This is a genomic window from Neobacillus sp. YX16 (genome assembly GCF_030123505.1).
GTDB lineage: Bacteria > Bacillota > Bacilli > Bacillales > Cytobacillaceae > Neobacillus.
Genome location: NZ_CP126115.1, coordinates 3,080,661 through 3,105,881, shown reverse-complemented (window position 1 = coordinate 3,105,881; position 25,221 = coordinate 3,080,661). Strand labels below are relative to the sequence as shown.

The window sequence follows — 25,221 nt, the reverse complement described above, 5'->3', positions numbered from 1 at the left end:
TTATCCCCGTTTCTCCCTATAATAATAATCTGGAATGATATTAACCTTAATTTTGTGTTTTTTGAAAAGAGTTTCCTGTACATAATTTGGAAGGACGTCATGTCCGAGGTAAATAATTTTACATTCTTTTCTTTCTTCAAAATTTCGAACGAATTCTTCTAGTTCTTCGTCAGTCAAAATAATGTCAACTTCATTATTCGCAGTAAAGTCAATAGCGTTTTCCAATTCAACTAATTCACGCACATGTTCAAGTAACTCGTCAGTGTATTCATAAAAGAATCGATTTTCTACTTCTACAAAATCTACCTTAAAATACTTTAAACTCATGTTGTAAGAATAAATGTCATTCACTCTCTTTAAGCGTTCATATGTGACCTCACGACAAATATTGTTTTGATTATTTGTACAAAGAATGAATTTTCGTTGTCCACTATCTTCTTTATTTAATTCCATAACAGCTTGCCCAGTAGTACCAGAACCAGCAAAGAAGTCCAAAATTATGCTATCTGGCTTAGAAGTGGCTCTTAACACTTCAACTATAAATTCAAGTGGTTTTGGATAAGAGAATTTTTTTGGTCCCAAAATCTCTTTTAGAAGATTAGTTCCCTTAGTGGTGTAAAAATCTTTCTCAGTCCAGATTGTAGGAATATCTGAACCAACCGTTTTATTCTCTCCAAAGACTAATGTTGGAGACCCTTCTTCAGTACCAATAACTTCTAACAAACCACCTTCTATTTTGTTAATAACTCCTTCTGGAAGGTATTGAACACTGTATTTGTTTGGGTGGTTTTTTGACCTATTTTTACTTACTTTTATAAATCCCTTATTCCAATCGTCCATTAGTCGAGTGGCAATCAAACGCCAAACACATTCGCCACCTTTACTACTGATCGGCCAAAGTGCAACTGTTCCGTTCGGTGCTTCATTGAAATCAAAAAGAAAATCTGATAATGCTCCAGTATAACTTCCGTTATTAATTCTTTCTTGTAAAGATAAGCCTGTACCTACAATTTGGTGAGTTTTTTTATCTATGAAAATAGGATAAGTTTGATTAGGTCTTTGAGTTTTATCAAATGTACTTAGTGTTAAACCTTCAAACGGACTTCTGGCAATTCCCCCAGCAAACTTTACAGGATTAGGTTCAAAATCCTTTGGTGTAATGAAAACCAAATATTCTTGAAGATAATTAAATCCACCAGAAGGTTTTCCACCAGAGGTTTGAACTGTTACAGTTACAACTTGTTTATTAAGAAAAATTTCTTCGCAAAGCAATACTAAATAATTAAGCTCATGGTAACCAATACTTATGACCATAATCCCTTTATTAGTTAACAGCTGATTTGCAATCTTTATTCTTCTCTCCATGAATGAAATCCATTTACTATGTTTAAAACCGTCGTCTTTTTCAACAAGCTTGTCGTCATAAGTAAAATCTTTATTTCCTGTATTATACGGAGGGTCAATATAAATTAAATCAATCTTTTCTCGGTGAGTTTTAGTTAATAATTCTAAAGAAGCAAGATTATCTCCTTCAATTAAAAAATTCATATCTCCACCATTGTTAATAAATAATTCTCTCTCTTCAGTAATAATAGTGGTATTTTTTTCTAATAAATTATCAATACTTTCTTCGTGTTCTTCAAAAAGAAGACCAAACTTCTTTCCATTTATATCCTTTCTAATCTCAGCAATATTGGTTAATAGTAGTCTTACATTTTCATCTTTTGAATTCTCCTCAACAAAAGTTTCAATTTGATTGAGTTTCTCAAGTAATTCTTCTCTTCGTTGTTTCGATAAATTTGTACTCATTCTTTTTGTTACACCGCTTCCTATACTCGACTAAATTATCATTCTTCCTCTATTTTACTATAAACATTAGTAGTTTTCCGACATATTTTTTAACATTATCTCCCAATTTTTAAATAGAAAATAAGACCGTCTTGGTTGACGGTCATAGTCTTTTGTTAAACTAGATCCTAACTGTATCTTTTTCTGCACCTTGTTCAAGTTGTTTTCCATATAATTGATTTATTATGATTTTTTTGAATTCCCCTAGTTTGTTAATATCAATAGAATTACTTGTAACTGCTTTTAAAATCTCTAACGGTTTCCGTTCTCTATCTTTTGGCACTGGTAATCCTAAGAAACTTTCAAGGTCTGGTTCAAATAAATGTGGCTCGCAAGAAGTATAAAAAGTCATACAATCACAAATATGTTTGTTTAATTTTTGGTGTAATACAAGTCCTTTTCCTTTTTTCTCCGAGTCAGAATCAATAAAGACAGAATGTTTAATTCCAAAAAGACTAAGCAACTTGATATATCTGTGAATATTAAATTTACCCATGGCGTCCAGAACATATATCTTTTCTCTTTTTAGGTCTGCCCAATCATTATCGAGAAGATATTCAATCAATATTTTCTCGGTTGCTCCTTCCGTAATAAAAACGTGATTTGCAAAGAACATTGAGGAACGTTCTGAGTCTAACCAAAGTTGGTAGCGGAATTTCTCCTCTTGTGCAATTAGTTCTTCATTCAATTCATCACTTAAACTGCCGTCAAGTAATGCCTTAAAATCAACGTTATATTTAAAGAAATTATCTAATTCCATTTTACTAGGCTGATATAAATAAGAAACTCCGTCTCTTTTTTTAATATTAATAATTTGATTTAATTCATTAGTTGCTTTTCCAATAAAAAGAGAGGAATGACTTGTTAAAATCACCTGGTAGTCTACTACCTGAGATAATACCCTTAAGTTATATGCTAACTGATCTTGTTGTGTAGGGTGTAAAAAGGCTTCTGGTTCTTCAAATAACAAGATTGTCAATTTGGGGTTAAACTCTTTTTTCTTTGTTTTCTTTTCTTTTTTAAATCCTGCTGAAAGCTTTATTAAGTTAAAGATTACAGCACGTTGAAAACCGTGTCCATATTGGTCAATGTTAAATTCTTGATTGCTTATGTTACCGTCACTAAAATGTGAAGAGATTAAACTTTTTGTTATTTCGTCAGTGGATATAGGATTTATCTTTAGGTTAAACGAAATACCCCATTCTTCTATATCATTATTAAATGGTTTAACAATATTATCAAATACTCCGTCTTTTTGATTCGCATATGCATTAAAGTTTTTAAATGCCGTGGTTAAATCTTGATAGCTTGGGTGGTCATTAACTACTTCTTTGAATAGAAAATTTATTGTGTCTCTTAAGGGAGAAGGTCCTGACATTTTTAAACTATCTGAAGCAGAACTCACTGCTGGTATATAAACTACGTCTCCTAATTTTGCATTACTGATATTTTTCGCACCAAAGAATAAATTCGTTTCTAATTCACCGTCAATTACAGCATATAAATTACTCTGGTCTTTCGTCATTCTAGTAGTATCTTTTGAATCCAATAGTTTCCTTACAATAAGACTTTTATTTGAAGTCTTATAATTATCTGGAAGGCTCTCATATTCTTCCTCCGTTAAAGCATATGTAATTTCAATCCAAGATTCTTGATCAGTAAAGCCTTGTTTAGGAAAATCAGCTTTTTTGTTATATTTAACTTTTTCATAAAAAGTCCGAATTGCGTTAATTACGGTAGATTTACCAGCGTTATTTGCACCTACTAGTAAAGTATAATCGTTTAAATCAAAACTCTGGTCTATAATAGACCGATAATTATGTATGTGTATTTTTTGTAGTTTCACTAAAACCACTCTCCTCTTTAATTCATTTTAATGTAATATACTGTCAAATAATAGTATAAATTGTTAAATAAATAAGAATATTGATATTTTATAATAAAAAAAGAGCGACTTTTTTCCCAGTCACTCTCTCCTCAACTTACCCATTCCACAAAAGAAGGTATTCTCAACAGTCCCTTCTTCGTAAGGTTCCTATATTTCACTTTTACTTTCAACTTTGGGTCTAAATAAACGAATTTCTCATTTTCCTCAACAATAAAGTCTCTATACTGTTTATAGAACTCTTTTCGACCTTGTGGAGCCACAAATTCCATGAGTCCAGCATAATTCCCATTTTCAAAGTTTAAGAGGAGCCCAAATTCGTCTTTCCTCAACCCAGAAACATAAACGTCCTCATACTTGTAATTAATCACTTTCAACCAGTCGTGAGAGCGTTTATTTATTTGGTATGTGGAATTTGCTCTTTTCTGAACAATTCCCTCCAAGTCGTGTTGCTTTATTAACTCAAAATATTGTTCAGCGTTCCCTTCAACCCATTGGACTTTGTTCAACAACGGAGTGTCCTCCGTGATAACTTTTCTAAGAATCTCTTTTCGCTCCAATAATGGTAAACTCGTAATTTTTTCACCGTTGAAACAGATAATGTCAAAGACACTAAAAGAAATACTATGTCCAGACTTCTTTGACATGAACCGTTCCATTGTTGCTTCAAAATCTGGTCTCCCTAAATGATCTGTGACCACAATTTCACCGTCAAGGACGGTTCCATTTGGGACTGGAATATTGACCAACTCTGGGAACTTGGAAGTAATCTCGTTATTATGTCGAGTGTATATTCTGACCTTATCGTCAAACTTTGTCCAGACCGTTCTGAAACCGTCCAGCTTTAATTCTGTTATATATGAATTGTCCTCAAAAGGACGTTCGGACTTGTGTAATAACATAGGAGATATAAACATTTAAAACACCTCATGATAATTGTACCATGAGAGCTTTCTTGTGCTTTGTGGTAATTAAATGTAAAAAGAAGAATTATTTTGAAGAAATGATTGCTTGTTTTTTAGCAATACTTGTTTTGAAAAAGATTTTATATACCTTGGTATTTGCCTCTGTAACTATTGAGTGAGTTACATAGTCTGCTTTGAGGGTTCTTTTCTTACTGTCAATAATAAATGCGTCCAAACCGTCTAAATCGCTTTTTTTAGCCGAATGAATTAAATTATTGATTACATCTGGAGTATCAAAGTCTTCCTCTCTAAGAATTTCTTGTGTGTAAACATTGCATAATTGCATTTTATACATTAAAACACCTCCATAATTTAACAACAAGTTAATCATAAAATATTTTCGTTTTGGTTTTCTCCTCTAGTTGTGAATATTTTGAGAACAGCTAGAGAAAATTTGTTTTTTTATCAAAATTTGTAGGATAAAATAATTTGAGAAACGAATTACACAAGGCATAACAAAAAGCTCTCCAATGAAGGACAGCTTTTTGGTTTAACCTATTTTATTTCTTAGTCTTGTATGCTTCAATAAGTAATACAATATTGGTTGCACATAAATGCAAGGCATAAGCGACTGTATATCTTGGTAGTGGAACACTTTTTTCTCCTTGACCGTGAGCATGTTTATTTCTCAATACTGGTTGACCCATTAAAGAGTTCTCAAGATACTCTGGTATCAATTCGTTTTTAATTAAAATCTTTATCAATGGGTTTGCGGTTTCTTTACCAGTTAGCTTTATATTCATTTTAGAACAAATCGACTTCATTACACTTTCAAAAGCCTTACCAGCTTCTACAATAGCTTCCTTATCCTTACCCTTTTTGAAGTGTTCGTGAGCGTTCATAAACTCCTCTGAAGCTCCTTCAAAACCTTCTCCCAACATTAGGCTTACAGCCGGTTCAACAGCTTCTCGATAAATATATTCAGAATCAACTCTGACGATTTTTCCATTAAGATATTGATAACCTATACCGTGTTCTTGAAACCTTTTATTCAGTTCTTCAATTGCTTCGTCTGGTGGTTGAGTAATACCTTTATTCGCCCAATTCCACTGGTCTTTCCTTACTTCCGTATCTATTACTCTGAAAGTAAGTTCAATAATATCGAGTACTCTTTCGACTGACTCCTCTTCATTTAAAAAGTTATAACAATGGTCAATTGAATAGCATTGCTCTTCACTCAAACTGTATAAGCCGTATTCTTTACATAATGTCTTATGGATGTAGTCCCAAGTTTCGTTTGAAGCGTGGTCTCTATAATAACCTACTCCATTTACATAGCGACCTATTGCGTCTTCCCAAATGTGACCTATTTGTACTCTTAATGGTTCAGGTATCTCGTCGTACTTAAAGATTGATTTTTGATTGTCATTGTTTCTTTTAGAAAAAATATCAGTAATCCCCACTGTTATTCTCCTCGCCATTTTTCAACAATTATACCATTATTATTCAATTAAGTGACATTGTTAGCAATATGAAAATGCTCAAAATAAAAAAAAGAGGAGTTCAATCTTAGCTCCTCAATTCGTTTACTAATTCAGTTATGTCCTCTCCGTCAGAAGTTACTTTTTCAAGTTCAAGGTCAATGTGATATTCTCTTATTATTTCCTTCCACCACTTCAAAGCAACTTCTTCAGGTTTCTTTCCCCTAAGAGGAGTTTCCCATTTTCTCATAATTTTCGTATCAACTTCAATAGCAATGTAATGAATAACCAGTAAGACGGTCATATGTCTTCACTTCCCTTGGTAGCAACAACCACAATATATTTTCCATATGCTTCATAGGTCTCGGAGTCGCTCAATGTTTGTCCACAATCAGGACAATTAAATATTCCTTAGAGGACTGAAAACATTATGTTGTTTTCTCACGTCAATGTTGGTCATTTGAATATATCTCCGAGTCATTGACATGTCTGTGTGACCGAGTATTTTCTGGAGAGAGAACGGGTCTCCTCCATTCATGATATAAAACAATGCTCCAGTGTGACGGAACGTGTGAGGACTAACTCGTTTTCCTTTTATTCCAGCTAGTTCTCCAATTTCCTTCAATCTGGTTCTCCAAGTGTTCCCTTCAATTGGTCTTCCGTCATATGTAACGAACAGAATCTCCTCACCAAAGTCTTCTGACTCAATCATGTATTCCTTCAAGAGCTTTGCTGTCTTACTTGAAATAGGAACCTCACGAGCCTTTCTGGTTTTCGTGTTCATAGCTTCAAGCTGAATAATTCCCTTCTTTAGATCAACCAGAGAACGTTTCATGTTCAATAGCTCTCCAATTCTGACCATTGTGTCCAATAGAACCGTGACCATAACTTTGTCACGGAATCCAACGAATGTAGACGTGTCGAAAGCGTTGAAAATAGCTTTGACCTCTGTTGTCGTGAAGCTCTCAATTGTATCTTGTTCGGTTTTCATTAGTTTTATTTTCTCATGTATTGGTTCAACTATATGGTTCTCTTTATAACACCAACGAAGAAAAGCTCTCATTGTTCTAATACGAATATTTACCGTGTTCGGAGCAAGACCTTTCTCCTCTTTCATGAAATGAATATATTCCAGAAAGACCTCTGTTCTCATTTCGTCACTGGTGAGGTCTCCGTCCAACCAGTCGAAGAACCAACTGAAATGAAGCTCATATTCCTCAATAGTTCTCGGAGCTAAACCTTCAGCTCTTTTTGACCACATGAATTTTTCAAACAGTTCGCTCATAGTGAATTGTTCTCTCATTCTAGTTCTTGCGGTCTCATCTCGTGAGTGTTTGCGTCGTCCTTTGCGTATCGTTTGCATAATAAAAAACCTCCAAAATTGTAATTTTGAAGGTTCTGGACATGAACAGTTTCGTCAAACAGTTCGTAACAGTCTCGTTTGATTTGGTAAGGAGACTGTGTGTGTTTCGACGACTGAAACCCTTATGTATCAACGTTTTGAGGTCATTTTTTTGAAAGTGACTTTGAAGACCGTGGAGGACACCAGTACCCCATTAAGCCCCAACCAAATGTTGATATATTAATGTTTATTCGCTCAACCCTGACGGTTTTTTTAGTCCATTCGCACGGTTTATGATTCGGTTCACAAGGTTAGTTTTTTCGTAAACTCTATTAAGTCTAAATCACGAATCATTTTTTCTTCTATTAATTAAAATATGAATCCATAAAAATCGCTCCTTTTATTTTGTTTATTTTTATTATATTAATATAATACAATAAACATAATAATTTGAAAATATATACAATTGTTCATAGTTCCTTTGACTTATACAGGTTTGTTCTTGTAGTCAAAAGCCATTCTACATTAGTTATTTGTATAAATTCACCGTGTAATATGTAGCTATCCACCATCCCCCAACTTCACATCAAAATCCTTCAGGGTGGACTTTTGTGTAACAAAAGCATTAATGAATGCTGGAAAAAATTTTAGAAAAACCGTTAAAATGGTTCAATTTACCCATTCCTCCTACATAAAAAAGTGCCAGGTACCGTCCAAAATTTGGAAGGTACCTGGCACTTTTATCTGCATGAATGAGGGATACTATGCGCTCCCTCCCTTGCCTACCTATTTATATTAATTCTAAAAATATACCCATGATCCATTCACCTCTCGCGCGAAAAATATCCCGCTATTGCGGGGAAACACCCAAATTCCATCCTCCTGTCCCGAAACGAGACCACCTCCATTCCTCTATAAAACTCGAAATCTAGTAAAGATTCATGACAGTTCAACGGCTTTTGATGAAATGTTTTTTCATACAACTGAATGGCTTCTTCCTCACTAAGGGCAAAGATAAAGACAAAATCCCTCTGGTTCATCTTTAATGAGTAAACTCGAACCTTATTGATTCCTAATACATTGGTTGTAATCATTTCTGCCACTTGCTGATGGTTTGCTAGATCAAAATTCAATTTGGAAATGTCATCTTCTAAAGAAACTTTCTTCTCTTCTAGTAAATGGTGAATATAATGGGCCAATGAAGAATCTTCATATAGAAAACAATCAAAGTAAGCGTCTTTTATTAACACCATCTACCACCCTATTCTCTGTTTTTATCCTTTGGGTCCTCGATTTTTCCTGTATATTCGTTGTAATCCACAATCGCTGACCCCACTGGACCATTTCGGTTTTTCGATACAATGATCTCAAGAGAAGGATTCTTTGTTTCCTTGTCATAATAGGATTCACGATACAGGAACAAAATGACATCGGCATCCTGTTCCACACTGCCTGATTCCCGAATATCAGACATCATCGGCTTTTTATCTGCTCTCGATTCTACAGAACGATTAAGCTGTGCCAAACATATCACCGGGCAATCAAAGTCTTTTGCCATTGTTTTAAGTGATTTGGATATTTCCGTTACTTGTTGATGGGAATTCCCTCCGTACACTTGACTTGAAGAGATCAATGTCAAGTAATCAATAAAAATGACCGGTTTCTTGTATGGAAATTGGTGGATCATTTTCCTCGTTTTCGCTCTCATTTCGGCAATACTTTGCCCAGATCCATCAAAAATTTGTATATTGGTTTTAGCTAGTTGACCGAGAACATCGGACCAGGAATTCTTTTGGTCTTGATTCAGCATCCTTTTCAAATCTCGCATTTTTCTTCGGTTAACGTTTCCCGTCGAAGCAATAAGTCGAGAGGTTATCAGCTTTTCCGGCATTTCCAATGAAAAGAGTAGCGGTAGAAATCCGGCCCAGCCAGACATTTTGGCGAAATGAAGCATAACATCAGTTTTTCCCATGGAGGGTCTTGCAGCCAGAATGGTTACTTCTCCATTCTGAAAGCCCCCGGTCATCACATCGAGCTTTAGGATCCCTGTTGTGGCTGTATTCAGAACGATTGGGTCTTCCCAAGGTGCCTCATACATATCTGCCAATGCCTGTGTTAAGGAGGTATGATCCTTCATTTTACATTGATTGATTTTATCCAATTCGGTGGTAATTTTCGTAATCTCCCAATCGCTCACTGTTGCCACCGTTAAGATATTCCTTTTTTCTCGTTCCTTCCACGAAGAAAGAATGAGCTCCTCCGTAGTCTCGAATTTCTCAAGATTCGCGTATGAAAACAGTTCAGACAGATAGGACATTCCACCAAAGAACTCAAGGTCAAGCAAAGATGCCAAGGAGATTAAATCAATATTCTTGCCTGCCCGGGTTAATTCCAGCATTCTCCGCATTAATTCTTGATGCCGCACACTTTCCAGCTGATCAGGCTGAATCACGGTATCCTTCAGTAAGTACTCTGCCTTAATCAGGCTTCCTAAATACGATTTTTCAGCTATATTCACCAATCTTCACCTGCCGTTATATCTAGGTCAAATCCACTTGGAATATCTCTTCCGCTCGGAACTGATTTCGTTGTTTTCCAATTATTAGCTGCAGGCTTTTGGTTCTCTTGATAGGAATCAATTTCTTCTACCGTCAGTAATGATTCGTTTTCCCAATTTTTCAGAATTCCCATCACATAACTTAACCTTCGCTTGTTATTTGTACATGCGATCGTCAATGCCTTTAAAATCACGGCTTTCGGCTGTAAAAAGCAAGAATCATCTAACCAGGATAATAGCTGCTCTTTTGCATTCACATTGCTAAAACCAAATCCATTATTATCCCAAAATGCAATAATGTCTTTAACATCTACAAGTTTTTGGTTATCTTCCAAGTGATGCTCATTATTTAGATTACCTTCTAGTATGGGCTGAAAAACTTCTTGTTGTTTTTCTTTCTCTTCTTCTTTCTCTTCTTCTTGTCCACGTATCGTATGACGAGTCGGAAAAGTCTCGTCTTTCTCTTCCCATACAGGCGCTAGATATGTATTATTTTCTTCATGATGACTCACTTCTTTGCTGGAGGTACTCTCTTCTTTGTTACAAAAAGAATCATAAAGTTTGCGGAATTCTGGTTTATGAATGGATTCCGCAACATATTCAATCAGTGAGATATCTTGGACCTCTTTTAATTCGGAAAAAATACAATCCATCATGGGTTTCCCGGCTCTATCAAAGTTATATTCCGCCCAGTTTTTTATCGCTAGCTCTCTCGTTTCAGGATTATAACGAACCAGCCGGTGAAGCAGGATGAATCGTTCCATCAATGTTTGAATAAATTCGGTTGTGTAGCCCATATCAAAAGCGATTTGCTTTATCGTAGTTTTATAGATTCCGATTTGTTTCGTCCGTTGATTTGTTAACAGATATAAATAAAAGTGCCGGTCATCTGGAGTCATCTCCTCTGAATGAATCGGGTCCACCCAAAAATCCGTGCTCACTTTTCTAAACCTAGCCATCCACAACACTACCCTTCTTCTTGCTAATACTTTCACCCCTTTATATAAAGAAAAAGGAAGAAAAAGGACATGGTCATTTCAAAAATTTGTGAATGTTTTATGACAAACGAGTTTCTGGGTACCTTCGATAACCATGGGACTTTTCTTTAAAGTAACCATTAAGAGCTACTGCTTCTCTTATCTTTCAGGGTGAATTTTTGTGTAACGATGGCATTAATGAATGCTGGAAAAGATTTTAGAAAAACCGTTGAGATAGTTCTTTTACCCGCCTCCCACATAAATAGAACCGGAACCGTCCAAAGTTTGAAAGGAGTCTTGCCCTTTTATCAAAAAAAAAGAGGGATGCTATGCATCCCTCCGTTGCCTATCTATTCAAATCAATTCTAAAAAGGAACAGATCGTTAAGATCCCTTTATCAAAATTTTCCAAGTTAATATGTTCATTCGGAGCATGGAGATTTTCTTCTGGCAGCCCGAATCCCATTAAGACTACAGGAGTATTTAGAGTATGGTTGAAATCCGATACAATCGGAATCGAACCCCCTTCTCTTTTATAAACCTGTTCATAGGCTTCAGCCGATTTTTGAATCATCGGATCATCGATTGGGGTTAGAATGGTGGATTACCTGTATCTTGACGGATACTTTCTTCTCTTGACCGCACTGCAATTTCCCTCGAAACATAATGGTTTGTGAGTAAGATACTACCTTGTCAATCAATCAAATCACAAAAAATGCGAATAATTGATGATGATATTCGAGATATGGAGTGTGTGACCGAAAATAACTTTCCCAATCTGTTTCATCATTTCGATCAAAGAGTCGTTCAAGGATATTCACTTGAGATTCTGTGGCTTCAATTTTAAAATCCCACTCTCCCTCGTAAGGTCCTCTGAAAATTTCATTAGATTGAATATTGATATGTAATTTTGTTTTTGTCCGTCCATTCGATCATCTCCTTTCTTGTTGGATGTTTACCACAACTTGCAATGCTATAAACATTTTTATACTTTCAAGTTATTTCTTTCAACTCATTATTATCTTTCAGAGAAACGTCACCTGCTCCTAAATAAACTTCACACAAATTATACACTGAGTTTACTAGGCTTTAATAATCAGATGATAATATTGGTTTAACAACGATTGAGGAGGCAGTTATAGATGAATGTGCGTGCAATATTTATTGATATGGATGGTACACTACTAAAGGCCTCAAACTCCATTTCTCGTCGAAATATGGAAGCCATATATAAGCTCAATAATCAAGGAGTTAAGATATTTCTAGCCACTGGTCGACACTATGAAGTCACTACTCCCTACCATAAAGAAATTGGATTACGAACTCCGATGATTTGTTTGAATGGTGCCGCTATACATGATGCTGAGACAGGAAGAGTTATGCAAATGAAAACAGTTCAATTGAACGAAGAACGATTTCACCAACTGACCGCAGAAAGTCCTTGTAATGTTCTTATCCATACAGCAAACGGGCTTTATTGTAAGCAAACAAATGAAGAAATCGATTATTGGACTAAAGTTGGGAAAATTCCGCCCCGGTATATCGGAGATTTAAGGCAGGCAAATTATCAAGATGTTCTTAAATATAGTGTTCGAACAGATGCACCAAGTCCGCAAATTTCCGCTTTGTTTAAAAATGAAGCAGAAGTCATCGATTGGAATGACGGGTTTGAGCTGCTAGCTCCAAATGTTTCCAAATGGTCTGCTATACAAAGCTTAATTACCGAATATAAAATTAGTCCAAATGAAGTTGTAGCCATAGGAGATGGGCCGAATGATATAGAAATGCTTTGTCATGTCGGTATTGGTGTGGCAATGGGGAACGCTAGCGAGAAGGTTAAAGCAGCTGCTGATTATGTAACAGGACACCACGAAAATGATGGATTAGCTGAGTTTATAGAGCGTAATCTGCTTAAATTAAATGAACTATATGCAATTTAGAGTATTTTTTAATGATAATAGAAAATGTGCCTGTCACTAGTCGAAATCTGTAACATTCGACAAGTGTCAGTCATTATTTATGTACGTTTTCCTCATCTATGACTATACTATAAGAGAGATTAAGTTGATCCCAAACCCAAGCCTGAAAAATTTTATCTATGACCATTTTTAAAGCTTTATCATCTAAATCCTCATCTATACATAATTATTCAAAAGTGAAAGTTTCTGCAGCCTCTGTACCATCATATTTTGTACGATTAAATGAAAAAGTAACTGTTTTACCCATTGGTTTATCCTCCTATTACTATCATTATTCAGATGTTATGTTATACCCACATTAGAAATAAATAAAAATGAAAATTATGGTAAAAGCAAATTAAAAAAAGTACCACAGGCACCAACCAATTTTGGATGGTGCCTGTGGCACTTTTATTTTCTCCACTCTAACTTATATACATGAGGTTTGTACTGGCTTGTATTCAAGTCCCTGGATTCGGTCCTGATGAGTATATACATTAAACCCCTTTCCCCGGATAAACCCTACGGCTGTGATTCCAAGTTCATCTGCCAAATTGATCGCGAGATTGGTTGGCGCAGATTTCGAAAGGATAATCCCGACTCCAATCTTCGCTGCCTTGAGTAAAACCTCTGATGAGATCCGGCCGCTAAAGGCGATGATCTTATCCTTTATTGGAACTCGATGAATCAAGCAGTACCCAAATAATTTATCTAGAGCATTATGTCGGCCAATATCGGATCGTGAAATCACGACTCCATCACTTGAACATAATGCAGCATTATGAACACCACCCGTTTGTTGGAAATGGGAGGAACCATCCTGCATTTGCTTCATTAGCTTATGGCATTGCTCCGGTGTAATTGTAAACCTCGTCATAATCGTTTTCGCCGTTTTGACATCATTTTGAAAGTAGAATTGTCTTCCTTTGCCACAACAGGAACCAATAAATCGTTTTGAATGGAAATCCTTTTCCACTTTGTTCGGATTGACTAGGTCGACATAGGCAAATCCTGTTTCGACATCAATGTGAAGAGCTTTAATATCTTGAAATGCACGGATCATCCCTTCGGAAGCCAGAAAGCCAACGACTAATTCTTCTAACTCAGAGGGGGTGCATACCATCGTGGCAAATTCTTCCCCATTTACCATGATGGTTAAGGCAGATTCGACGGCGATATCATCCTCTTCCTCAATAAAGCTTTGTCCATTATATCTGACAATATTTTGAGAAGTAGTGATTTCCTTTGACACAGGCACTGTCGCTCCTTTCTATTGGAAAAATTAACTGACCTCTGTTTCCAGGTCTGAAATTGGTCTTTCTACATATTCTGTATCTTTTCTCGCATTGTAGCGTTCTGCTTTTTCCACATGGACGGTGATATTGTAGTCAGGAATACCCGCATATTTCTCATACCGTCCGCGCGGTAACAGGAAGTTTCCTTCTGGAAAATGGACTTCGATATTGCCTGGTGCGATATCGACAAACTTGGCGCGTCCTTGGAAGACGCCAAAGCCATTGTAGACGACAATTCCTTCGCCTTCTGCAATACTTAATTTCTGCCCATCGACTGGACTCATTAATACATCATATCGTCCGGCTCCGTTCAACGGATCGACTTCCTTATAGACCATTGAGTTAAATTGTTTACCTCGACGTGAGGTAACAATAAATTGCTCAGGTTTTTTATTTAAATCGGGAATGTCGACTGGGATTAAGCTGCCTCTGCCATCTGGTGTTGGGCAAATCCCGTCTTCACATAGCCAAGCTCCGCCCCATTGGAAGACATCTCCTTGATTTTTCAAATGTTGAATGCCTTCATAATCCGGGTTCCCTTTTGCGATTTCATCACGAATCGACTGTCCATCAGAGAAATCCACTAAGTGAGCGGTTTCTGGTTTTACACGTTTGGCTAAATCAATATAAATCTTCCACTCAGCACGGGCTTCTTTTATTTCATTTTTGTTCCCGTGAATTTCTGGGGAGAAATAGACCATCCGCTCTGTCGAGGTACTTGTTCCGCCACCTTCTTGCTCATAACGTGTTTTTGCCGGCAAGACAATGACTGCTTCCTTGGCATTAACTAACGTTGAAGTGTTTAAGATTATATCCTGGTGTACTCGAATATCAAGTTGAGATAATGCTTTTTCAATAAAGTCCGGATCTGGCATCGTTTCTAAGAAGTTTCCACCCGATAAATAGTACAATTTCACTTTTCGCTCATGGTCTTCTGGAAGGACAATGTTCTCAAGTGTAACACCGACAATATCACCCTGCCAGTTCGGAAGCTCAAAGTCCCACAGCTTTTCAATTCGTTCCACATTTTTTGCATCCCAGCCGCCGCCAGGGAGAACGAACGGGTCCGCCCCCATTTCACCACTGCCCTGCACACTTGAATGTCCACGAAATGGCATTAAGCCGGCATATTTACGTCCGAGGTGTCCACGTAAAAGGGCAAGATTGGCAACTTGAGATATATTATCTGTCGCAAAGGAGTGCATCGTTAGACCAAGTGCCCAAGCATAAACTGCATTCTTGCTGTTTGCCAATAGCTCCGCTAGCTCAATGATTCGTTCTCTAGTTACACCAGAAGATTCAACGATTTCTTGCCAGGATTGCTCTTGCACTTTTTTCTTAAGGTCGGTATAGCCATTAACATGCTTATTTACGAACTCATGATTTATAGCAGAACCAAATGCTTTGTCTTCCATATCGAACCAGTGCTTCATAATCCCGTGCATAAAGGCAATATCTCCACCAATGTTCACTTGATAGAAATCATCAGCCAATTTTGTTCCGAATATTGCAGACTCCGGATTTGATGGGATCCAATACTTATCCATTGCTGGTTCACGGTAAGGATTGACGACGATGATCTTGGTCCCTTTTTTCTTTGCTTCAAGCATATATTTTGAAGATACAGGTGATGCGTTTGAGGCGACGCTTCCCCAGAACAATAATACATCTGTTCCGATCCAGTCGAGATAGTTAGAGGTAGATGCACCGACACCAATTGAACGCTTTAAAGCGGTTTTACTTGGCGCATGACAAATACGTGATGCATTATCGATGTTATTGGTCCCTAAGAAACGTGCTACTTTCGCTGCTACATAGTAGCTTTCATTTGTAATCCCGCGTGCTGTTAGATAAAAAGCATATTGCTTCGGCTCTAATGTTTTCATCTTGGCTGCAATCATATCCAATGCAACATCCCATGTGATTCTAGAGAATTTCCGCTCTCCTTTTCGGCGAATCATTGGGTATGGGATGCGCCCAAGTTTACGGAGCTCTGTGCTATCATACTTTCTTAGTTCATCAATATCAGCATGGAGGATTTCTGGCTTAATGGCAGGCATCGTATTTAGCCTTAGAACATTTAAGCGAGTGGTACAAAGATGCGGTCCGTCAAGTGTTTGGTCATGTAATCCCGATACCCCAAGGGCACACCCATCACAAACTCCTTTTGTAATGATGTTGGTGGCATATCCGATATTATCTTTATTATCCCAAGCAATTTTCATCGTATCGCGAATATGCTTTGGTTTGATTTTTCCGAGTCCAAAAGGAATTGGACTCACCCAATGTTTGGGAGCTGGTAGCTTTGATTTCTTCTGTGGTCCTGGATGTAGTGTTTTTCCCATTCTCATTTCCTCCTCTAATCAAAAAAATCCATAAAAAAACCACCAAGGAGAACCAAGTTATAAAACAAGGCCGTTTACTCCATGGTGGTTAGTCTTTAACAGGTTCGCTGTCAAGTGCCAACGAGATATAGTTGGGTAATTGGGATTACTATTAAACTTTAAACTTTTCCTCAAGATCTTGGTCAAACACGAAGATTGACATTCCCTTGTCCTCTTCAATATCGATATCAACAAAGACACAAATAAAATTCGCACCTAGAAGCTCTTCCATTTCCTGAGGATGATTTTTCTTATAAATCTCTTTTACCATTTCCGTACGAGCCGAGCGCAGCATTTGTTTTCCATCTTCAGCCGTTGCAATAAATTTTTCGATTGGAGATAAATTTCCCTCTAGCTCACAAATGGCCCAGTTCTTGCAGAAGGTTGTTCTCACTTGACTAGGACCTTTTCCCATATGTCGTTTTCTGTAGGCGCGAACGATATTACTAAATTCTGCTTCATATTTATTCACTTACGTCATCTCGCTTGCATTCATAAGGTTTTCACTATGTTCATAGTGTTAATTCTATAAGTTTAGTCTATAAATTGCAAGAAAAGTTATCCTACCTTATTTTGCAATTCAGTTTGATTTTGTATTTGGCTTTTCTTTAATTTGTTAATGTCTAAGCGGATCAACAACGAGATGATAAACGCAGCCACAAACAATCCAGAGAAGAACGTTAAGCTGCCAGAATAACTACCGGTTGTGTCTTTAATCCATGCTGCAAATAATGGTCCAACAAGACCTGCCGCAGCCCAGGCTGTTAAGATGTATCCGTGAATTGCCCCTAATTGCTTCGTACCAAATAGGTCGCCAATATAAGCAGGAATGGATGAAAAACCTCCACCGTAGCAGGTATAAACCACAATCAGCAATCCAATAAATAACCATTTAATCGATACATCAGGCAAAACGAAGAAAATCACCATTTGCAGAATGAAAAATGTTGTATAGGTGGCGGGTCGTCCAATAATATCTGAAAAACTAGCCCAGCCAATTCTTCCTAACCCATTAAAAATTCCGATGGCTCCAACCAGTGCTGCTGCTTGTGCCATGTCAATTCCGATACTTTCCATTGCAAGCGGCTTGGCTACTGCTAAAATCGCAATACCACATGTAATGTTAATAAACAACATCAACCATAAATACCAGAAACGCTTCGTTTTAACCGCTTCATTCGCCATTAATTGTGATAAATCCATATTCGGCTTTGCTTTTCCACTGTTGATTTTGTCTTGATAACCCTCAGGTAGCCATCCTTCCTCTGGCTTTTCCAGATATAAGGAAGAAAGAAGCATAATCACAAAATAGGAAAGACCAAGAATATAAAAAGTATTGGCTACCCCCACTGCTTCAATCAGCATATTCATAATCGGACTGCTGATTGCCGCTGCGAAGCCGAAGCCCATAATCGCAAGCCCAGTTGCTAAGCCTCTTCGGTCAGGGAACCATTTAATAAGTGTTGAAACAGGCGCAATATAACCTACACCTAGACCGATGCCGCCTATTGCCCCGTAGAAAAAGTATAATAAGGGTCTTGATTCTAATGCTACAGCAAGACCTGAACCAGTGATACCAACTCCAAAGAAGATTGCAGCCAATAACCCTGCTTTCCTTGGTCCGTATTTCTCTACAAAATGTCCTAGAAATGCGGCCGATAGACCTAAGAAAAGAATCGCAATACTGAAGGTCATGGCCACCTGTGAGTCGGACCAGCCAAACATTTCTTTAAGTGGTGCGGTAAAGTTACTCCATGCATACACGGAGCCAATGGAAATATGAATTCCAACAGCAGATAAAGCAATCAACCAGCGGTTTTTTTTCGTTTTCATTCGTTTTCATTCTCCCCCTTAGAAATCATTTCTATTATTAATTGTGAACAAAAATAAAAAACCGTTGTAAAATTCCTTGAGTTTTCTGAATGTTACAGAAAACTAGAAATCAATACAACGGTTCGCCTTTAACAGGAGCGCTGTTAAGTACCAACTGTTTATAAAAAGATAGGTTTCTAGATTTAACCGATTAACAGGATCGCTGTTTCGTATTAAATCTGCCATAATATTTGTAATGAATATTATCTTTCACAAATTGTTCACAATTTCTTTTTCTTACTATATCATGGAAGCGAATTCAGTACAACCTTTTTAAAAAATGAATAAGAAAAAATAGGAACCCAAGGCAAAAACATATTTTTGCTTTTCCTAGAAGTTATGGTGAGCGCTTTATCGCTACCTTTATGCTTGAACCATAACTTATCAAACAATTTAAGAAGAAGTTAGTTTAAGGAATTCTTCTGCATCTTTTACGCATAATTTCATACCTTTTTCCCAGAATTCCTCTGAAGTAATATCTTCTCCTAAATGTTTCATAACTAAATTTTCTACAGTCATACTTCCTGAATCACGAAGTAAGGCTAAATAATATTTCTCAAAATCTTTTCCCTTCTCCTTTGCCTTTGCATAAATGCTCAATGCAAATAAATACCCAAAAGTATATGGGAAATTATAAAAAGGCGATTGAGTAATATAGTAGTGTGGTGTCCAAACCCAAGAATAAATTGAAGGTTGTTCTAGGGAACCTGCATACGCCTCATTTATTGATTCTTCCATTAACTGATTTAGTCGATGGGCAGAAACAATACCTCCATTACGTTCCTTGTAAAATCTTTGTTCGAATAAGAACCTCGAATGAATATTCATAAAGTTCATTACACTGCGTTTTAATTTTTCATCCAGTATAATTAATTTTTCTTCTTTTGATTTTGTCTTTTTCATAGCCGCATCAAAAATAATCATTTCGGAGAAGGTTGAAGCGGTTTCAGCAATACTTAACGGATAACGCTTATTCAATCCATTAACAGACCTCATGGCATGATTATGGAAAGCATGCCCCAGCTCATGAACAAGAGTTAACACATTTAAAAAAGTACCGTTAAATGTCATAAAAACTCTTGATTCACATGTGAGTGGAAAACCAGCACAAAACGGAATAGCTGACTTATTTGGACGATCCTCGGCCTCTATCCAGCCTTCATCAAAAGCTTTCTTAACGAAGCCTTCTAATTCGGTTCCAAACTGACTAAAATGTTCTGTAATAAGTGTAACTGCTTCCTCGAATTTTATCTCTTGATTACTTTTTGTAACGGGAGCCCAAAAGTTATAAGACTTCATGCTAGATCCGCCTATCATTTCAGCTTTTCGCTTCAAGTAATTCGAGAAAGGTTGTTTATATTTACTGATCACTTTCCACATCGTATGCAGCGTTTCTTCCTTCATTCTGTTCTTTTTCAAAGGATCTTCAATTGCATTTTTTATCCCTCGTTGGTTATTTACCTGTATACGAAAGCCAGCAATGTGATTGATTATTTTACTGAATAATTCTTCTTTCTCTTTCCATATAGATTCTAAAACATAATGGGCTTCCTTACGAACTTCTTCATTAGGATGCGACCGCAAGTTAATGGCTTGTCCAACTGATAGATTTTCATCTTTTCCATTAATAAGAATCTTTACGTTAATACTACTTACTAGATCATTATAGAATTGTCCCCAAGCATGGTACCCATCAACCATTAAATCAGAGATTAAATTTAGCTCCTCTTCAGACAGATTCTTATCTGCATTTTCACGCCATTCGTTTAGAATAAACCTATACTCTTTTAATTCTTCGGTCTCTAGTAACCTTTCCCAAACCTCTTCCTTTGTATATGTAAATATCTTCTTTACTTTCGATAATTCTTTTTCAAAACGAGATTCTATTTGAGCAATCTTGCCTCGTAAACTAGCAGCATCTTGATCCTTTGGATTTTGTGCAAGGAGACAAGTGATAAACGAAGTAGCTTGCGATAAGTACAAGCGAATGTTTCCGATGTTTTCTATTAAATGTACCACTTTGATTACTTCATTTGTTGAAAGTGGGGTAATAAATGAAGTAACACTACCTTCTAGTTCATACACAAGATCTTCTAATCGATTTATATGATCTGAAAATTGACTTGATTTGCCTCCTCCCATAAAAACCTGATCTAAATTCCACACTTTCGGATAGCTTATTTTCCCCATTCGTTACCTCCTCTAATATGTATACTCCATATAATACGAACATGCATTCCTATTATAACATATTTAGAGGTGAAAATTCCTTCAATATAAAGAGACATTTATTTTTTAAATCATTGTCTCTTGAAGGTGCCAAGCACTTTTATCGGCAAAAGAAGGGATACTATGCAATCCCTCCTTTTGTCTATCTATTTAGATTAATTCTAAATTTTGGGTTTACCAGTAATGACTTTAAACAAAGCGTTTTTTTATATAAAAAATGCTGCCAGGTACCAGTAATGATCGTCCAACGCTCGGGTAATGCCAATTCTTTGACGTTGTCCCCTATCAATCAAGAAAATAAATCTGGTTTCTCTTTGAGTAAATGATTTAGCAAGTCTGTCATTTTTACTGTGTTACATACTCTTACAGTTGCATCGCCAAATTGTCCTTTGTACATAACTTGATTTTTTAGAAAAATATCTTCAACTCGATCGTATTTTTCAGAGGTATGACCAAAATGTTTTCTTTGCGGTATGGAAATTTCCGTGTAGTAGAGGGGGTCATAAAATGAAGAAAGCAATTTGGTTTGTGTTATTACTGATACTTATATCAGGTTGCAATTATAATCCTTCTGATGAAGATATTGTAGATTCGCACGGCGAAATAACCAACATTGAGAAATTTATGAAATTTGTTGAGAATGTAAATCAAGGTAGAGAAGACAAAATTAGAGTTGTGAGATATACAACAGAAGGAGACCCAATCTTACACGACCTTGAATACGATGGGGAATCATCACTTCAACAACTGATACTACCTGAGACGAATTCGGTAATGGAATTGTTAGTACAGCAACTTGCAAATCAATAATGTTAAAGAAACCGATGAAACAACTGACTACATTTTATCAGGATGCGACAAAACTGATGAGACAACAGTATTTTAGTAATCTGGAAATAAATCCTTACTAAAAAGTAAACGATAAAATTAATAAACTAGTTCCTTTTTAGAGCTACAAACAACCTAAAATAAGTATAGGCACCGCTATCTGCGGTGTTTTTGTAAATAAAATGGCCCATTGAGTTTTGTTTTGTTTACCTCATAATCGTAAAATCGCGGGTATGCGCGATCAATTTTATCCTGTAATTTCATATTTTTCTCCTTATCCTGATTCCCTCTGGACACTCTGAAATTCATTCATTTATTAACTTTACCTTATTTTACCTGAAATAATTTTATCTGGACAGAGTTTAATGTATTCAGTTGTGTTTTCGGCTCATCCCCCTTTCGGTGGAAAAACCCCCATTCGCCGTAAAAAATGCTGCAGATATTTTCGCCTGCAGCATTTTTCATCCTATTTGGTTTATTTCATTCCGGATGTAGCAATTCCTTCTACAATATATCGCTGGAAGAAGAAGAAAATTAGAAATACTGGTACGATCGACAGTACCGACATGGCAAAAAGCGAGCCAAGAGCAGCCTCTCCACCAGCATCGGTGAACATTCGAAGTGCTAGTGTTACGGTGTATTTTTCTACACCACTGAGGTATAGAAGCTGGCTAAAAAAGTCATTCCAAGTCCAAATGAATGTAAATATGGTGGTTGTTACGATGGCTGGAACTGTCAGGGGCAATATAATTCGAAAATAGATTGCAATCGGTCCGCATCCATCTATGGTAGCTGCTTCATCCAATCCTCTCGGGAGTGACCGAATAAATTGAATGGTTAGAAAAATAAAAAATCCATCTACGGCAAAAAACTTCGGCACTACAATTGGCAAAATAGTATTAATCCATTCCAACTTATTAAAAATGATGTACTGTGGAACAATAAGTACATGCATCGGAATCATCATCGTCATCATCATCAAAGCAAACCAAATTTTTTTGTGTTTGAATTCCAGCCGAGCAAATGCATATGCTGTTAGCGAGCAGGATAGGACATTGCCAATCACGGCCAATCCGACCATAATAAATGAATTTAGATAAAAGGTGGCGAACGTTGTACCTGATGTGCCTTTCCATCCTTTTATGTAATTCGAAAGCGTTAAATCTTTCGGCCAAAGACTGTTATCACTTAAAATACTTTGTGTAGGTTTAAACGAGCTGATAATCATCCATAAGATCGGATAAAGCATTATGATTACGCCGACCAGAATGACAGCGTGCAATATCATTTTTTTAAAACGAAATGGACTTGTCATCCTCTTCTCCTGTGTCCTCAACATCAACCTATTTTTTTGTTGTTTAACCTGAATTGTCAACTTTTCCATCTTATCACCCCTGATCCCCGTAATGAACCCATTTTTTCGAAGTTAAAAAGATAAGACCCGTAAAAAAGGCGATAATTAAAAGCAGAGACCAGGCCATAGCAGAGGCATATCCCATTTGGAAGTTACCGAAGCCATTCTGGTACAAATAAAGAGTATAAAACAGTGTAGAATTCACCGGTCCTCCTGTACCGTTACTGATAATATAAGCTGGTGTGAATGCTTGAAATGAACTAATGATTTGCATAATTCCATTAAATAAAATAATAGGTGATAGACAAGGCAACGTAATGTGAATAAATTGCTTCCATTTTCCAGCACCGTCTAAGGATGATGCTTCGTAAAATTCCTGAGGGATTTGCTTGAGTCCCGCCAAAAAGATAACCATAGGTGAGCCAAATTGCCAAACCTTTAACAATATAAGGGACCAAATGGCATAATCGGGCGTACCTACCCAGCTTGGCATATCAATCCCTGCATAACCCAGCAATTGATTGACAATCCCATTGTCCCCGAATACCTGCTGCCAAAGAATCGCAATCGCCACGCTTCCACCAATCAACGAAGGAATATAGTAAACGGCGCGATACATTCCTAGACCACGAATCCCTTTATTTAAGAGCAGTGCTAGAAAAAGAGCAAACGATAACTCCAGCGGTACCGCAACTAACACATAGGTAACGGTAACCTTGAGTGCTTGAAAGTACTGTGGATCCTGGGTAAACATGGTCAGATAATTTTTCAATCCAACCCAGTTAGGTGAAGATACGAAATTGTAATTTGTAAATGAAAGGTACAAAGAACTTAGAAACGGAAAGCCACTAAACACCACCAATCCTATTAGCCATGGCGCCAGAAAGAGGTATGGAATTATCGATGACCACCGTTTTTGGTCAAATAAATTCAACATTGTTTGAACTCCTTTTTTAAGAACAAAAGCTCAAGATTTTTATTTCATGAGCTTTTGCTCTTATAAAATTGACTTATCGGTTTAAAATTTGTTCAGCCTGTGAAAAGAATTCATCCACAGCTTGTGAAATGGTCTTTTGTTTAAAGGCAATGGCTTGGTTAGTGGACAGCAAAAGCTTCTGTACAGATGTACTATTACTCGGCATAGATGGATATGGCTTGGATGATTGGATCATTTCGTCAACAAATGCATATTCCTTATTCTCCGGTTCTCCAAGAAGAGGTTTGATTACTTCCTGCATTTGTTTAGAAGCTTGTGGACCATGCTCGCCTTTAAATATTTTCGCAGCATCCGGATCGTTAACAACAAAATTGATCAGCTTTGCTGCTTCCTTGGGATGTTTTGTCTTTGCGGATATTCCCAATGATGCGACAATCAGTGGAACCTTTTTCTCGCCATTTGGGTCCATAGGATAGCTAACAATGGCCAACTCGTCTTTTGCAGAGCCTTGATAAATTTTCAGCTGATTGGAGCTTTTGCTAATCATCGCAACCTTACCAAGCGCAAGCATAGATTGCTCCTGTGCTTTATCTCCTTGTTCTGATTGAATGTCTGCAGGTGGAGTTAAGCCGTCTTTACGCATTTGATCCCAGAAGGTGAACCAGTCGGTCAAATCCTGTTTATTGATTCCTAGTCCATCGCCTTTGAATACTGACTTTCCTCTTTGTTGTGCAAATAACTCGAGTCCGCGATATACGCCACCCTCGTCTTCAGTAGCCCATGCATCCTTCCCCAACGATTTTTGAAGAGCTTTCGCGGTTTCAACATATTCATCCCATGTCCAGTTGTTTTTTGGAAGCTCTAGACCCGCCTTTTCAAACATTGTTTTGTTATAGAGAACGCCGGTGATATTATGACCAAGACTAATTGCATACAGCTTGTCATTGACTTTACCACCTTCAATGTCCACCGGATCTAAATCCTTCACATTTATGTCACCGGAATCAACTAAGGTACCTAAGTCTAGCATCATATTACGTTTAACAAAGTCAAATTGGAAGAAGCTGCTGGTTTGCATTACATCTGGAGCATTTCCTCCAGCTGCCTGTGTTGTAAACTTCTCCGCATATTGATTTTCCACTGTAAATTCTCTAGAGACTTTGATATTTGGATTTTTTTCCTCGAATAAGTCAAACAATTCATTCATCTTGTCATGACGGGCTTGACCACCCCACCAGGAAACACGGAGTTCTACTATCTCTTTACTGTCAGATGCTCCGCTCTTTGTTTCCTTAGATGAACAAGCGGCTAGTCCAAAAAATAGAATAGTAGACATGAATAGTAATAAGAATTTTTTAAGTTTCATAAAC

Annotated in this window: 20 protein-coding genes and 1 pseudogene; 2 read left to right on the top strand and 19 right to left on the bottom strand. The window is 37.0% G+C overall.

Annotated elements, in window-relative coordinates; translation table 11 throughout:
• The 11 genes and pseudogenes from QNH48_RS15010 to QNH48_RS14960 form a co-directional block, all read right to left on the bottom strand.
• Entirely contained in the window at window positions 1-1,809 is a 1,809-nt protein-coding gene (locus tag QNH48_RS15010) for a site-specific DNA-methyltransferase (protein WP_283955623.1), read from the bottom strand.
• Window positions 1,810-1,969: 160 nt separating this feature from the next.
• Complete coding sequence (locus QNH48_RS15005) at window positions 1,970-3,694, bottom strand: ATP-dependent nuclease (RefSeq protein ID WP_283955622.1); 1,725 nt, start codon at window positions 3,692-3,694, stop codon at window positions 1,970-1,972.
• Between the two features lie 131 nt (window positions 3,695-3,825).
• Window positions 3,826-4,650: an ATP-dependent DNA ligase gene (locus tag QNH48_RS15000; protein WP_283955621.1), complete on the bottom strand. Its 825-nt coding sequence runs from the start codon at window positions 4,648-4,650 to the stop codon at window positions 3,826-3,828.
• 73 nt (window positions 4,651-4,723) lie between these two features.
• The gene (locus QNH48_RS14995) at window positions 4,724-4,993 is read right to left on the bottom strand and encodes a hypothetical protein (protein WP_283955620.1); all 270 of its coding nucleotides are present in this window, start codon (window positions 4,991-4,993) and stop codon (window positions 4,724-4,726) included.
• A 205-nt stretch (window positions 4,994-5,198) separates the two neighbouring features.
• A complete protein-coding gene (locus QNH48_RS14990; protein ID WP_283955619.1) occupies window positions 5,199-6,101 on the bottom strand; it encodes an abortive infection family protein in 903 nt (300 codons plus the stop codon).
• Window positions 6,102-6,207: 106 nt separating this feature from the next.
• Complete coding sequence (locus tag QNH48_RS14985) at window positions 6,208-6,423, bottom strand: hypothetical protein (RefSeq protein WP_283955618.1); 216 nt, start codon at window positions 6,421-6,423, stop codon at window positions 6,208-6,210.
• Window positions 6,424-6,519: 96 nt separating this feature from the next.
• Window positions 6,520-7,482, bottom strand: coding sequence for a tyrosine-type recombinase/integrase (locus QNH48_RS14980; protein WP_283955617.1), 963 nt, complete (start codon window positions 7,480-7,482; stop codon window positions 6,520-6,522).
• A gap of 803 nt (window positions 7,483-8,285) precedes the next feature.
• The gene (locus QNH48_RS14975; RefSeq protein WP_283955616.1) at window positions 8,286-8,714 is read right to left on the bottom strand and encodes a hypothetical protein; all 429 of its coding nucleotides are present in this window, start codon (window positions 8,712-8,714) and stop codon (window positions 8,286-8,288) included.
• An 8-nt stretch (window positions 8,715-8,722) separates the two neighbouring features.
• Entirely contained in the window at window positions 8,723-9,979 is a 1,257-nt protein-coding gene (locus tag QNH48_RS14970) for a replicative DNA helicase (RefSeq protein ID WP_283955615.1), read from the bottom strand.
• Complete coding sequence (locus tag QNH48_RS14965; RefSeq protein WP_283955614.1) at window positions 9,976-10,959, bottom strand: DnaD domain protein; 984 nt, start codon at window positions 10,957-10,959, stop codon at window positions 9,976-9,978. Before QNH48_RS14965 ends, QNH48_RS14970 begins: the two co-directional genes overlap by 4 nt.
• A 390-nt stretch (window positions 10,960-11,349) precedes the next feature.
• Window positions 11,350-11,574, bottom strand: a pseudogene (locus QNH48_RS14960) (M20/M25/M40 family metallo-hydrolase); the annotation flags it as partial.
• 562 nt (window positions 11,575-12,136) lie between these two features.
• On the opposite strand from QNH48_RS14960, the gene QNH48_RS14955 reads away from it, so the two are divergent.
• Window positions 12,137-12,934, top strand: coding sequence for an HAD family hydrolase (locus QNH48_RS14955; protein WP_283955613.1), 798 nt, complete (start codon window positions 12,137-12,139; stop codon window positions 12,932-12,934).
• Between the two features lie 448 nt (window positions 12,935-13,382).
• On the opposite strand, the gene fdhD is transcribed toward QNH48_RS14955, so the two are convergent.
• The 5 genes from fdhD to QNH48_RS14930 form a co-directional block, all read right to left on the bottom strand.
• Window positions 13,383-14,204: a formate dehydrogenase accessory sulfurtransferase FdhD gene (gene fdhD / locus QNH48_RS14950; protein WP_283955612.1), complete on the bottom strand. Its 822-nt coding sequence runs from the start codon at window positions 14,202-14,204 to the stop codon at window positions 13,383-13,385.
• Window positions 14,205-14,234: 30 nt separating this feature from the next.
• Window positions 14,235-16,592 carry an FdhF/YdeP family oxidoreductase gene (locus tag QNH48_RS14945; RefSeq protein WP_283955611.1) on the bottom strand — a complete coding sequence of 786 codons (2,358 nt, stop codon included), beginning with the start codon at window positions 16,590-16,592 and terminating at the stop codon, window positions 14,235-14,237.
• 151 nt (window positions 16,593-16,743) lie between these two features.
• The gene (locus QNH48_RS14940) at window positions 16,744-17,103 is read right to left on the bottom strand and encodes a Na-translocating system protein MpsC family protein (protein ID WP_283955610.1); all 360 of its coding nucleotides are present in this window, start codon (window positions 17,101-17,103) and stop codon (window positions 16,744-16,746) included.
• A gap of 86 nt (window positions 17,104-17,189) precedes the next feature.
• Window positions 17,190-18,464: an L-lactate MFS transporter gene (locus tag QNH48_RS14935; RefSeq protein WP_283955609.1), complete on the bottom strand. Its 1,275-nt coding sequence runs from the start codon at window positions 18,462-18,464 to the stop codon at window positions 17,190-17,192.
• A 432-nt stretch (window positions 18,465-18,896) separates the two neighbouring features.
• Window positions 18,897-20,693 (bottom strand): M3 family oligoendopeptidase, encoded by a 1,797-nt coding sequence (locus QNH48_RS14930; protein ID WP_283955608.1) that lies wholly within the window; start codon window positions 20,691-20,693, stop codon window positions 18,897-18,899.
• Between the two features lie 546 nt (window positions 20,694-21,239).
• Here QNH48_RS14930 and QNH48_RS14925 point away from each other — a divergent pair.
• Complete coding sequence (locus QNH48_RS14925; protein WP_283955607.1) at window positions 21,240-21,542, top strand: DUF4362 domain-containing protein; 303 nt, start codon at window positions 21,240-21,242, stop codon at window positions 21,540-21,542.
• 493 nt (window positions 21,543-22,035) lie between these two features.
• Here the strand turns inward: QNH48_RS14925 and QNH48_RS14920 are convergent, their stop codons facing one another.
• The 3 genes from QNH48_RS14920 to QNH48_RS14910 all read right to left on the bottom strand — a co-directional run bounded on the left by QNH48_RS14920 (window position 22,036) and on the right by QNH48_RS14910 (window position 25,217).
• Complete coding sequence (locus QNH48_RS14920; RefSeq protein WP_283955779.1) at window positions 22,036-22,875, bottom strand: carbohydrate ABC transporter permease; 840 nt, start codon at window positions 22,873-22,875, stop codon at window positions 22,036-22,038.
• Between the two features lie 73 nt (window positions 22,876-22,948).
• Window positions 22,949-23,851: a carbohydrate ABC transporter permease gene (locus QNH48_RS14915; protein WP_283955606.1), complete on the bottom strand. Its 903-nt coding sequence runs from the start codon at window positions 23,849-23,851 to the stop codon at window positions 22,949-22,951.
• A gap of 73 nt (window positions 23,852-23,924) precedes the next feature.
• On the bottom strand, window positions 23,925-25,217 hold the full coding sequence (locus QNH48_RS14910; protein ID WP_283955605.1) for an ABC transporter substrate-binding protein: 1,293 nt from the start codon (window positions 25,215-25,217) through the stop codon (window positions 23,925-23,927).
• Between the last annotated feature and the right edge of the window lie 4 nt (window positions 25,218-25,221).